We start from the raw sequence: 12,954 nt of genomic DNA, 5'->3' as shown, positions 1-12,954 counted from the left end.
TCACCGTTTAAGTGGCAGGTTTCCGTTGTACGTAAAAGAACCGGCCAAAGAATTGCAGTAAATATGTTTTATTGCGTTACGGTTCATTCACAACACTGGAGCAATCCAGTATGTTCATTCTCTGGTATAGTGCCAGCAGTACTTTTGGCAAGGATTCAGACATCGTGATGGGCGTAAGAGCGCAACAAAAAGAAAAAACCCGCCGTTCGTTGGTGGAAGCCGCATTTAGCCAATTAAGTGCTGAACGCAGCTTCGCCAGCCTGAGTTTGCGTGAAGTGGCGCGTGAAGCGGGCATTGCTCCCACCTCTTTTTACCGGCATTTTCGCGACGTAGACGAACTCGGTCTGACCATGGTTGATGAGAGCGGTTTAATGCTACGCCAACTCATGCGCCAGGCGCGTCAGCGTATCGCCAAAGGCGGGAGTGTGATCCGCACCTCGGTCTCCACATTTATGGAGTTCATCGGTAATAATCCTAACGCCTTCCGGTTATTATTGCGGGAACGCTCCGGCACCTCCGCTGCGTTTCGTGCCGCCGTTGCGCGTGAAATTCAGCACTTCATTGCGGAACTTGCGGACTATCTGGAACTCGAAAACCATATGCCGCGTGCGTTTACTGAAGCGCAAGCCGAAGCCATGGTGACGATTGTCTTCAGTGCGGGTGCCGAGGCGTTGGACGTCGGCGTCGAACAACGTCGGCAATTAGAAGAGCGACTGGTACTGCAACTGCGAATGATTTCGAAAGGGGCTTATTACTGGTATCGCCGTGAACAAGAGAAAACCGCAATTATTCCGGGAAATGTGAAGGACGAGTAATGAAACAAGCAAATCAAGATAGAGGTACGCTGCTGCTGGCGTTAGTTGCTGGCTTATCGATTAATGGTACTTTCGCAGCGCTGTTTAGCTCCATTGTGCCATTTTCTGTATTCCCGATTATTTCCCTGGTGCTGACGGTTTACTGCCTGCATCAACGTTATCTTAATCGCACTATGCCGGTAGGCTTGCCGGGTCTGGCTGCTGCTTGTTTTATTCTCGGCGTACTGCTGTACAGCACGGTAGTTCGTGCGGAATATCCGGATATCGGCTCTAACTTCTTCCCGGCAGTACTGTCCGTCATTATGGTGTTCTGGATTGGCGCGAAGATGCGTAACCGTAAGCAGGAAGTTGCTGAGTAATCGGTATCATGCCGGATGCTGGCGCATCCGGCATAGATTTTACTTCGCGGTCAGTAGTACGCCGCACTCCATATGGTGCGTGTAGGGGAACTGATCAAACAGAGCCAGACGTTCAACCTTGTGCGTCTGGTTTAATGTTTCCAGATTCTTGCATAACGTTTCCGGATTGCAGGAGATATACAGAATACGTGGATACGCCTGCACCATTTTCTCGGTTTCACTGTCCAGACCGCTGCGCGGTGGGTCGACAAAAATGGTTTCGCACTGATAACTCTTTAAGTCGATCCCTTGCAGGCGATTAAATTCGCGCACACCCTTCATCGCCTGAGTAAATTCTTCTGCCGCCATACGAATAATTTGTACGTTATCAATATGGTTAGCGGCAATGTTGTATTGCGCGGCAGCGACCGACGGCTTGGCGATTTCGGTGGCTAATACCCGATCAAAATTGCGCGCCAGGGCTAATGAGAAGTTACCGTTGCCGCAGTACAGCTCCAGTAAATCGCCTTTTGAGCCTTTGGTGACGTCCAGCGCCCATTCCAGCATCTGAATATTCATCGCCGCGTTCGGCTGGGTAAAACTGTTTTCTACCTGACGGTAGATCATCTCTTTCCCTGCGACCGGCAGACGTTCGTCGATGTAATCTTGATCCAGCGCGATTTTGGTTTTCGTTGCCCGACCAATCAGATGCACATTTAAATTTTGTGCGCGCAACGCATCGCGCAGAGCTTCCGCATGTTGACGCCATTCGTCATCCAGCTTTTTATGGTACAGCAGGGAAACCACCGCCTGATTACTCAGCGTAGTGAGGTAATCAATCTGGAATAGCTTGTGGCGCAGAACTGGATTATTACGCACACCCGCAATCATCGCCGTCATCAACTGGTTGATAAGTTCACTGGCGGCGGGGAAGCTATCCACGCGGATACGGCTTTTGGTTTGTTGATCGAAAATGATGTGGTACAGGTCATCGCCATCGTGCCAGATGCGGAACTCCGCACGCATCCGGTAATGACTGACCGGCGAGCGAAACACTTCCGGAACCAGGTCAGAAAACGGCGCCATCATACTTTGCAAACGTACCACTTTTTCGGCTAACTGCGCTTCATACTGTTCTGTTGGAAGGTGTTCGGGGGTCATGATGTATCCTGAAAATGAAATGTACGCGGCGATTGTAGGGATTGCTCATCAGATGTCCAGATCTTGATGAATTCCTATTTGTGAGCTACGTCTGGACAGTAACTTGTTACAACCTGTAGCATCCACTCGCCGGTCCTGTGAGTTAATAGGGAATCCAGTGCAAATCTGGAGCTGACGCGCAGCGGTAAGGAAAGGTGCGATGATTGCGTTATGCGGACACTGCCATCCGGTGGGAAGTCATCATCTCTTAGTATTTTATATACCCCTCCAAGCCCGAAGACCTGCCGGCTAACGTCGCATCTGGTTCTCATCATCGCGTAATATTGATGAAGCCTGCGGCATCCTTCTTCTATTGTGGATGCTTTACAATGATTAAAAAAGCTTCGCTGCTGACGGCGTGTTCTGTCACAGCCTTTTCCGCTTGGGCACAGGATACCAGCCCGGATACTCTCGTCGTTACTGCTAACCGTTTTGAACAGCCGCGCAGCACTGTGCTTGCACCAACCACCGTTGTGACGCGTCAGGATATCGACCGCTGGCAGTCGACCTCGGTCAATGATGTGCTGCGCCGTCTTCCGGGTGTCGATATCACCCAAAACGGCGGTTCAGGTCAGCTCTCATCTATTTTTATTCGCGGTACAAATGCCAGTCATGTGCTGGTATTAATTGATGGCGTCCGCCTGAATCTGGCGGGGGTGAGTGGTTCTGCCGACCTTAGCCAGTTCCCTATTGCGCTTGTCCAGCGTGTTGAATATATCCGTGGGCCGCGCTCCGCCGTCTATGGTTCCGATGCAATAGGTGGGGTCGTGAATATCATCACGACGCGCGATCAACCCGGAACGGAAATTTCAGCAGGGTGGGGAAGCAATAGCTATCAGAACTATGATGTTTCTACACAGCAACAACTGGGAGATAAGACACGGGTAACGCTGTTGGGCGATTATGCCCATACTCATGGTTATGATGTTGTCGCCTATGGTAATACCGGAACGCAAGCTCAGCCAGATAACGATGGTTTTTTAAGTAAAACGCTTTATGGCGCGCTGGAGCATAACTTTACTGATGTCTGGAGCGGTTTTGTGCGCGGCTATGGCTATGATAACCGTACCAATTATGACGCATATTATTCTCCCGGCTCACCGTTGCTCGATACCCGTAAACTCTATAGCCAAAGTTGGGACGCCGGGCTGCGCTATAACGGCGAACTGATTAAATCACAACTCATTACCAGCTATAGCCATAGCAAAGATTACAACTACGATCCGCATTATGGTCGTTATGATTCGTCGGCGACGCTTGATGAGATGAAGCAATACACCGTCCAGTGGGCAAACAATGTCATCGTTGGTCACGGTAGTATTGGTGCGGGTGTCGACTGGCAGAAACAGACTACGACGCCGGGTACAGGTTATGTTGAGGATGGATATGATCAACGTAATACCGGCATCTATCTGACCGGGCTGCAACAAGTCGGCGATTTTACCTTTGAAGGCGCAGCACGCAGCGACGATAACTCACAGTTTGGTCGTCATGGAACCTGGCAAACCAGCGCTGGTTGGGAATTCATGGAAGGCTATCGCTTCATTGCTTCCTACGGGACATCTTATAAGGCACCAAATCTTGGACAACTGTATGGCTTCTACGGAAATCCAAATCTGGAACCTGAGAAAAGCAAACAGTGGGAAGGCGCGTTTGAAGGCTTAACCGCTGGGGTGAACTGGCGTATTTCTGGATATCGTAACGATGTCAGTGACTTGATCGATTACGATGATCACACCCTGAAATACTATAACGAAGGGAAAGCGCGAATTAAGGGCGTCGAGGCGATCGCCAATTTTGATACCGGACCACTGACGCATACTGTGAGTTATGATTATGTCGATGCGCGCAATGCAATTACCGACACGCCGTTGTTACGCCGTGCTAAACAGCAGGTGAAATACCAGCTCGACTGGCAGTTGTATGACTTCGACTGGGGTATTACTTATCAGTATTTAGGCACTCGCTATGATAAGGATTACTCCTCCTGGCCGTATCAAACCGTGAAAATGGGCGGTGTGAGCTTGTGGGATCTTGCGGTTGCGTATCCGGTCACCTCTCACCTGACAGTTCGTGGTAAAATAGCCAACCTGTTCGACAAAGATTATGAGACAGTCTATGGCTACCAAACTGCAGGACGGGAATACACCTTGTCTGGCAGCTACACCTTCTGAACCACGTCCCACCGTGCTGGTGTTTGACTCCGGCGTCGGTGGGTTGTCGGTCTATGACGAGATCCGGCATCTCTTACCGGATCTCCATTACATTTATGCTTTCGATAACGTCGCTTTCCCGTATGGCGAAAAAAGCGAAGAGTTTATTGTTGAGCGAGTGGTGGCAATTGTCACCGCAGTGCAAGAACGCTATCCCCTTGCGCTGGCAGTGGTCGCTTGCAACACCGCCAGTACCGTTTCACTTCCTGCATTACGCGAAAAGTTCGACTTCCCGGTTGTTGGTGTCGTGCCGGCGATTAAACCTGCTGCACGTCTGACGGCAAATGGCATTGTCGGATTACTGGCAACCCGCGGAACAGTTAAACGTTCTTATACTCATGAGCTGATCGCGCGTTTCGCTAATGAATGCCAGATAGAAATGCTGGGCTCGGCAGAGATGGTTGAGTTGGCTGAAGCGAAGCTGCATGGCGAAGATGTTTCTCTGGATGCACTAAAGCGTATCTTGCGCCCGTGGTTAAGAATGAAAGAGCCACCAGATACCGTTGTTCTGGGGTGTACCCACTTCCCTCTACTACAAGAAGAACTGTTACAAGTGCTGCCAGAGGGAACACGGCTGGTGGATTCTGGCGCAGCGATTGCTCGCCGAACGGCCTGGTTGTTAGAACATGAAGCCCCGGATGCAAAATCCGCCGATGCGAATATTGCCTTTTGTATGGCAATGACGCCAGAAGCTGAACAATTATTGCCCGTTTTACAGCGCTACGGCTTCGAAACGCTCGAAAAACTGGCAGTTTTAGACTGATTTGGTTGAATGTTGCGCGGTCGGAAAATTATTTTAAATTTCCTCTTGTCAGGCCGGAATAACTCCCTATAATGCGCCACCACTGACACGGAACAACGGCAAACACGCCGCCGGGTCAGCGGGGTTCTCCTGAGAATCTCGACAGAGAAAAGCAAAAAAATGCTTGACTCTGTAGCGGGAAAGCGTATTATGCACACCCCGCGCCGCTGAGAAAAAGCGAAGCGGCACTGCTCTTTAACAATTTATCAGACAATCTGTGTGGGCACTCGAAGATACGGATTCTTAACGTCGCAAGACGAAAAATGAATACCAAGTCTCAAGAGTGAACACGTAATTCATTACGAAGTTTAATTCTTTGAGCATCAAACTTTTAAATTGAAGAGTTTGATCATGGCTCAGATTGAACGCTGGCGGCAGGCCTAACACATGCAAGTCGAACGGTAACAGGAATCAGCTTGCTGATTCGCTGACGAGTGGCGGACGGGTGAGTAATGTCTGGGAAACTGCCTGATGGAGGGGGATAACTACTGGAAACGGTAGCTAATACCGCATAACGTCGCAAGACCAAAGAGGGGGACCTTCGGGCCTCTTGCCATCGGATGTGCCCAGATGGGATTAGCTAGTAGGTGGGGTAACGGCTCACCTAGGCGACGATCCCTAGCTGGTCTGAGAGGATGACCAGCCACACTGGAACTGAGACACGGTCCAGACTCCTACGGGAGGCAGCAGTGGGGAATATTGCACAATGGGCGCAAGCCTGATGCAGCCATGCCGCGTGTATGAAGAAGGCCTTCGGGTTGTAAAGTACTTTCAGCGGGGAGGAAGGGAGTAAAGTTAATACCTTTGCTCATTGACGTTACCCGCAGAAGAAGCACCGGCTAACTCCGTGCCAGCAGCCGCGGTAATACGGAGGGTGCAAGCGTTAATCGGAATTACTGGGCGTAAAGCGCACGCAGGCGGTTTGTTAAGTCAGATGTGAAATCCCCGGGCTCAACCTGGGAACTGCATCTGATACTGGCAAGCTTGAGTCTCGTAGAGGGGGGTAGAATTCCAGGTGTAGCGGTGAAATGCGTAGAGATCTGGAGGAATACCGGTGGCGAAGGCGGCCCCCTGGACGAAGACTGACGCTCAGGTGCGAAAGCGTGGGGAGCAAACAGGATTAGATACCCTGGTAGTCCACGCCGTAAACGATGTCGACTTGGAGGTTGTGCCCTTGAGGCGTGGCTTCCGGAGCTAACGCGTTAAGTCGACCGCCTGGGGAGTACGGCCGCAAGGTTAAAACTCAAATGAATTGACGGGGGCCCGCACAAGCGGTGGAGCATGTGGTTTAATTCGATGCAACGCGAAGAACCTTACCTGGTCTTGACATCCACGGAAGTTTTCAGAGATGAGAATGTGCCTTCGGGAACCGTGAGACAGGTGCTGCATGGCTGTCGTCAGCTCGTGTTGTGAAATGTTGGGTTAAGTCCCGCAACGAGCGCAACCCTTATCCTTTGTTGCCAGCGGTCCGGCCGGGAACTCAAAGGAGACTGCCAGTGATAAACTGGAGGAAGGTGGGGATGACGTCAAGTCATCATGGCCCTTACGACCAGGGCTACACACGTGCTACAATGGCGCATACAAAGAGAAGCGACCTCGCGAGAGCAAGCGGACCTCATAAAGTGCGTCGTAGTCCGGATTGGAGTCTGCAACTCGACTCCATGAAGTCGGAATCGCTAGTAATCGTGGATCAGAATGCCACGGTGAATACGTTCCCGGGCCTTGTACACACCGCCCGTCACACCATGGGAGTGGGTTGCAAAAGAAGTAGGTAGCTTAACCTTCGGGAGGGCGCTTACCACTTTGTGATTCATGACTGGGGTGAAGTCGTAACAAGGTAACCGTAGGGGAACCTGCGGTTGGATCACCTCCTTACCTTAAAGAACTGTACTTTGCAGTGCTCACACAGATTGTCTGATGAAAAGTGAATAGCAAGGCGTTTACGCGTTGGGAGTGAGGCTGAAGAGAATAAGGCCGTTCGCTTTCTATTAATGAAAGCTCACCCTACACGAAAATATCACGCAGCGCGTGATAAGCAATTTTCGTGTCCCCTTCGTCTAGAGGCCCAGGACACCGCCCTTTCACGGCGGTAACAGGGGTTCGAATCCCCTAGGGGACGCCACTTGCTGGTTTGTGAGTGAAAGTCGCCGACCTTGATATCGTTAAAGATGACTTACGAGTCATGTTTAAGATATTTGCTCTTTAAAAATCTGGATCAAGCTGAAAATTGAAACACTGAACAACGCAAGTTGTTCGTGAGTCTCTCAAATTTTCGCAACACGATGATGAATCGCAAGAAACATCTTCGGGTTGTGAGGTTAAGCGACTAAGCGTACACGGTGGATGCCCTGGCAGTCAGAGGCGATGAAGGACGTGCTAATCTGCGATAAGCGTCGGTAAGGTGATATGAACCGTTATAACCGGCGATTTCCGAATGGGGAAACCCAGTGTGATTCGTCACACTATCATTAACTGAATCCATAGGTTAATGAGGCGAACCGGGGGAACTGAAACATCTAAGTACCCCGAGGAAAAGAAATCAACCGAGATTCCCCCAGTAGCGGCGAGCGAACGGGGAGCAGCCCAGAGCCTGAATCAGTGTGTGTGTTAGTGGAAGCGTCTGGAAAGGCGCGCGATACAGGGTGACAGCCCCGTACACAAAAATGCACATATTGTGAGCTCGATGAGTAGGGCGGGACACGTGGTATCCTGTCTGAATATGGGGGGACCATCCTCCAAGGCTAAATACTCCTGACTGACCGATAGTGAACCAGTACCGTGAGGGAAAGGCGAAAAGAACCCCGGCGAGGGGAGTGAAAAAGAACCTGAAACCGTGTACGTACAAGCAGTGGGAGCCTCTTTATGGGGTGACTGCGTACCTTTTGTATAATGGGTCAGCGACTTATATTCTGTAGCAAGGTTAACCGAATAGGGGAGCCGAAGGGAAACCGAGTCTTAACTGGGCGTTAAGTTGCAGGGTATAGACCCGAAACCCGGTGATCTAGCCATGGGCAGGTTGAAGGTTGGGTAACACTAACTGGAGGACCGAACCGACTAATGTTGAAAAATTAGCGGATGACTTGTGGCTGGGGGTGAAAGGCCAATCAAACCGGGAGATAGCTGGTTCTCCCCGAAAGCTATTTAGGTAGCGCCTCGTGAATTCATCTCCGGGGGTAGAGCACTGTTTCGGCAAGGGGGTCATCCCGACTTACCAACCCGATGCAAACTGCGAATACCGGAGAATGTTATCACGGGAGACACACGGCGGGTGCTAACGTCCGTCGTGAAGAGGGAAACAACCCAGACCGCCAGCTAAGGTCCCAAAGTCATGGTTAAGTGGGAAACGATGTGGGAAGGCCCAGACAGCCAGGATGTTGGCTTAGAAGCAGCCATCATTTAAAGAAAGCGTAATAGCTCACTGGTCGAGTCGGCCTGCGCGGAAGATGTAACGGGGCTAAACCATGCACCGAAGCTGCGGCAGCGACACTATGTGTTGTTGGGTAGGGGAGCGTTCTGTAAGCCTGTGAAGGTGTGCTGTGAGGTATGCTGGAGGTATCAGAAGTGCGAATGCTGACATAAGTAACGATAAAGCGGGTGAAAAGCCCGCTCGCCGGAAGACCAAGGGTTCCTGTCCAACGTTAATCGGGGCAGGGTGAGTCGACCCCTAAGGCGAGGCCGAAAGGCGTAGTCGATGGGAAACAGGTTAATATTCCTGTACTTGGTGTTACTGCGAAGGGGGGACGGAGAAGGCTATGTTGGCCGGGCGACGGTTGTCCCGGTTTAAGCGTGTAGGCTGGTTTTCCAGGCAAATCCGGAAAATCAAGGCTGAGGCGTGATGACGAGGCACTACGGTGCTGAAGCAACAAATGCCCTGCTTCCAGGAAAAGCCTCTAAGCATCAGGTAACATCAAATCGTACCCCAAACCGACACAGGTGGTCAGGTAGAGAATACCAAGGCGCTTGAGAGAACTCGGGTGAAGGAACTAGGCAAAATGGTGCCGTAACTTCGGGAGAAGGCACGCTGATATGTAGGTGAAGCGACTTGCTCGTGGAGCTGAAATCAGTCGAAGATACCAGCTGGCTGCAACTGTTTATTAAAAACACAGCACTGTGCAAACACGAAAGTGGACGTATACGGTGTGACGCCTGCCCGGTGCCGGAAGGTTAATTGATGGGGTTAGCGGTAACGCGAAGCTCTTGATCGAAGCCCCGGTAAACGGCGGCCGTAACTATAACGGTCCTAAGGTAGCGAAATTCCTTGTCGGGTAAGTTCCGACCTGCACGAATGGCGTAATGATGGCCAGGCTGTCTCCACCCGAGACTCAGTGAAATTGAACTCGCTGTGAAGATGCAGTGTACCCGCGGCAAGACGGAAAGACCCCGTGAACCTTTACTATAGCTTGACACTGAACATTGAGCCTTGATGTGTAGGATAGGTGGGAGGCTTTGAAGTGTGGACGCCAGTCTGCATGGAGCCGACCTTGAAATACCACCCTTTAATGTTTGATGTTCTAACGTTGGCCCGTAATCCGGGTTGCGGACAGTGTCTGGTGGGTAGTTTGACTGGGGCGGTCTCCTCCTAAAGAGTAACGGAGGAGCACGAAGGTTGGCTAATCCTGGTCGGACATCAGGAGGTTAGTGCAATGGCATAAGCCAGCTTGACTGCGAGCGTGACGGCGCGAGCAGGTGCGAAAGCAGGTCATAGTGATCCGGTGGTTCTGAATGGAAGGGCCATCGCTCAACGGATAAAAGGTACTCCGGGGATAACAGGCTGATACCGCCCAAGAGTTCATATCGACGGCGGTGTTTGGCACCTCGATGTCGGCTCATCACATCCTGGGGCTGAAGTAGGTCCCAAGGGTATGGCTGTTCGCCATTTAAAGTGGTACGCGAGCTGGGTTTAGAACGTCGTGAGACAGTTCGGTCCCTATCTGCCGTGGGCGCTGGAGAACTGAGGGGGGCTGCTCCTAGTACGAGAGGACCGGAGTGGACGCATCACTGGTGTTCGGGTTGTCATGCCAATGGCACTGCCCGGTAGCTAAATGCGGAAGAGATAAGTGCTGAAAGCATCTAAGCACGAAACTTGCCCCGAGATGAGTTCTCCCTGACCCTTTAAGGGTCCTGAAGGAACGTTGAAGACGACGACGTTGATAGGCCGGGTGTGTAAGCGCAGCGATGCGTTGAGCTAACCGGTACTAATGAACCGTGAGGCTTAACCTTACAACGCCGAAGATGTTTTGGCGGATTGAGAGAAGATTTTCAGCCTGATACAGATTAAATCAGAACGCAGAAGCGGTCTGATAAAACAGAATTTGCCTGGCGGCCTTAGCGCGGTGGTCCCACCTGACCCCATGCCGAACTCAGAAGTGAAACGCCGTAGCGCCGATGGTAGTGTGGGGTCTCCCCATGCGAGAGTAGGGAACTGCCAGGCATCAAATTAAGCAGAAGGCCCAGTCGGAAGACTGGGCATTTTTGCGTTTCTACAAACTCTCCCTGTCGTCATAACTACAAGCCATCCCCCCACAGATACGGTAAACTAGCCTCGTTTTTGCATCAGGAAAGCAGCTATGAACCACTCCTTAAAACCCTGGAACACATTTGGCATTGATCATAATGCTCAGCACATTGTATGTGCCGAAGACGAACAACAACTACTCAATGCCTGGCAGCATGCAACCGCAGAAGGGCAACCCGTTCTTATTCTGGGTGAAGGAAGTAATGTACTTTTTCTGGAAGACTATCGCGGCACGGTGATCATCAACCGGATCAAAGGTATCGAAATTCATGATGAACCTGATGCGTGGTATTTACATGTAGGAGCCGGAGAAAACTGGCATCGCCTGGTAAAATACACTTTGCAGGAAGGTATGCCAGGTCTGGAAAATCTGGCGTTAATTCCTGGTTGTGTCGGCTCATCACCTATCCAGAATATTGGTGCTTATGGCGTAGAATTACAGCGAGTTTGCGCTTATGTTGACTGTGTCGAACTGGCGACAGGCAAGCAAGTGCGCTTAACTGCTAAAGAGTGCCGTTTTGGCTATCGCGACAGTATTTTTAAACATGAATACCAGGACCGCTTCGCCATTGTAGCCGTAGGTCTGCGCCTGCAAAAAGAGTGGCAACCTGTACTAACGTATGGTGACTTAACTCGTCTGGATCCTACAACCGTAACGCCACAGCAAGTATTTGATGCGGTGTGTCATATGCGCACCACCAAACTCCCTGATCCAAAAGTGAATGGCAATGCCGGTAGTTTCTTCAAAAACCCTGTTGTATCTGCCGAAACGGCTAAAGCATTACTGGCACAATTTCCAACAGCACCAAATTATCCCCAGACGGATGGTTCAGTAAAACTGGCCGCTGGTTGGCTTATCGATCAGTGCCAGCTAAAAGGAACACAAATTGGTGGGGCTGCGGTACACCGTCAACAGGCGTTAGTTCTCATTAATGAAGGCAATGCAAAAAGCGAAGATATTGTGCAGCTGGCACATCATGTAAGACAGAAAGTGGGTGAAAAATTTAATGTCTGGCTTGAGCCAGAAGTTCGCTTTATTGGTACATCAGGTGAAGTTAGCGCAGTGGAGACGATTTCATGAAGGATAATACCGTTCCGCTAAAATTAATCACGTTATTAGCGAATGGCGAATTTCACTCTGGTGAGCAGCTGGGTGAAACGTTAGGAATGAGCCGGGCGGCCATTAATAAACATATTCAAACACTGCGTGACTGGGGCGTTGATGTCTTTACCGTTCCGGGTAAAGGATACAGCCTGCCTGAGCCCATCCAGTTACTTAATGCTGAACAGATATTGAGTCAGCTGGATAGCGGTAGTGTAGCCGTGCTGCCAGTTATTGACTCCACGAATCAGTATCTTCTTGATCGTATCGGAGAGCTTAAATCGGGTGATGCCTGCGTTGCTGAATACCAGCAGGCAGGACGTGGTCGCCGAGGGCGGAAATGGTTTTCACCTTTTGGCGCAAACTTATATTTGTCGATGTTCTGGCGTCTGGAACAAGGCCCGGCTGCGGCGATTGGTTTAAGTCTGGTTATCGGTATCGTGATGGCGGAAGTATTACGCAAGTTGGGCGCTGATAAAGTTCGTGTTAAATGGCCGAATGACCTCTATCTGCAGGATCGCAAGCTGGCAGGTATTCTTGTGGAGCTGACTGGCAAAACCGGCGATGCGGCGCAAATAGTCATTGGTGCCGGGATCAACATGGCAATGCGTCGTGTTGAAGAGAATATCGTTAATCAGGGGTGGATCACGCTGCAGGAAGCTGGGATCAATCTCGATCGTAATGCGTTGGCGGCCATGCTAATACGTGAATTACGTGCGGCGCTGGAACTCTTCGAGCAAGAAGGATTGGCACCTTATCTGTCGCGCTGGGAAAAACTGGATAATTTTATTAATCGCCCGGTGAAACTTATCATTGGTGATAAAGAAATATTTGGCATTTCACGCGGAATAGACAAACAAGGCGCTTTATTGCTTGAGCAGGATGGAATAATAAAACCCTGGATGGGCGGTGAAATATCCCTGCGTAGTGCAGAAAAATAAGAAAGGGGAGCATTAGCTCCCCTTTAAA

The 12,954-nt window shown here is 50.7% G+C and carries 7 protein-coding genes, 1 tRNA gene, 3 rRNA genes and 1 riboswitch; of the genes, 10 read left to right on the top strand and 1 reads right to left on the bottom strand.

The window, feature by feature from the left end:
- Positions 1–164: 164 nt before the first annotated feature.
- Together fabR and yijD are read left to right on the top strand one after the other, a co-directional pair.
- On the top strand, positions 165–815 hold the full coding sequence (gene fabR / locus AABJ99_RS22380) for an HTH-type transcriptional repressor FabR (protein ID WP_001309117.1): 651 nt from the start codon (positions 165–167) through the stop codon (positions 813–815).
- Positions 815–1,174: a YijD family membrane protein gene (gene yijD, locus AABJ99_RS22375; RefSeq protein ID WP_000806411.1), complete on the top strand. Its 360-nt coding sequence runs from the start codon at positions 815–817 to the stop codon at positions 1,172–1,174. The genes fabR and yijD overlap by 1 nt, the downstream gene beginning before the upstream one ends.
- Before the next feature lie 39 nt (positions 1,175–1,213).
- On the opposite strand, the gene trmA is transcribed toward yijD, so the two are convergent.
- Positions 1,214–2,314, bottom strand: coding sequence for a tRNA (uridine(54)-C5)-methyltransferase TrmA (trmA, locus tag AABJ99_RS22370; RefSeq protein WP_039021604.1), 1,101 nt, complete (start codon positions 2,312–2,314; stop codon positions 1,214–1,216).
- Positions 2,315–2,427: 113 nt separating this feature from the next.
- A riboswitch (cobalamin riboswitch) is annotated at positions 2,428–2,617 on the top strand.
- A 65-nt stretch (positions 2,618–2,682) separates the two neighbouring features.
- On the opposite strand from trmA, the gene btuB reads away from it, so the two are divergent.
- The 8 genes from btuB (at position 2,683) to birA (ending at position 12,926) form a co-directional block, all read left to right on the top strand.
- On the top strand, positions 2,683–4,527 hold the full coding sequence (gene btuB / locus AABJ99_RS22365) for a TonB-dependent vitamin B12 receptor BtuB (protein WP_039021605.1): 1,845 nt from the start codon (positions 2,683–2,685) through the stop codon (positions 4,525–4,527).
- The gene (gene murI / locus AABJ99_RS22360) at positions 4,472–5,329 is read left to right on the top strand and encodes a glutamate racemase (protein WP_001696387.1); all 858 of its coding nucleotides are present in this window, start codon (positions 4,472–4,474) and stop codon (positions 5,327–5,329) included. Before btuB ends, murI begins: the two co-directional genes overlap by 56 nt.
- A gap of 372 nt (positions 5,330–5,701) precedes the next feature.
- Positions 5,702–7,243, top strand: a 16S ribosomal RNA gene (locus AABJ99_RS22355).
- Positions 7,244–7,414: 171 nt separating this feature from the next.
- Positions 7,415–7,490, top strand: a tRNA-Glu gene (locus AABJ99_RS22350).
- 194 nt (positions 7,491–7,684) lie between these two features.
- Positions 7,685–10,588: ribosomal RNA gene (locus AABJ99_RS22345) — 23S ribosomal RNA — on the top strand.
- A 95-nt stretch (positions 10,589–10,683) separates the two neighbouring features.
- Positions 10,684–10,799: ribosomal RNA gene (gene rrf / locus AABJ99_RS22340) — 5S ribosomal RNA — on the top strand.
- The 16S, 23S and 5S rRNA genes sit together here with 1 tRNA gene alongside, the layout of an rRNA operon.
- 136 nt (positions 10,800–10,935) lie before the next feature.
- Positions 10,936–11,964, top strand: coding sequence for a UDP-N-acetylmuramate dehydrogenase (gene murB / locus AABJ99_RS22335; RefSeq protein WP_039021474.1), 1,029 nt, complete (start codon positions 10,936–10,938; stop codon positions 11,962–11,964).
- Positions 11,961–12,926, top strand: coding sequence for a bifunctional biotin--[acetyl-CoA-carboxylase] ligase/biotin operon repressor BirA (gene birA, locus AABJ99_RS22330; RefSeq protein ID WP_000654643.1), 966 nt, complete (start codon positions 11,961–11,963; stop codon positions 12,924–12,926). Before murB ends, birA begins: the two co-directional genes overlap by 4 nt.
- Positions 12,927–12,954: the final 28 nt, after the last annotated feature.

The organism is Escherichia coli, assembly GCF_036503815.1.
GTDB lineage: Bacteria > Pseudomonadota > Gammaproteobacteria > Enterobacterales > Enterobacteriaceae > Escherichia > Escherichia coli_F.
This window is presented reverse-complemented; position numbering and strand designations above follow the sequence as displayed.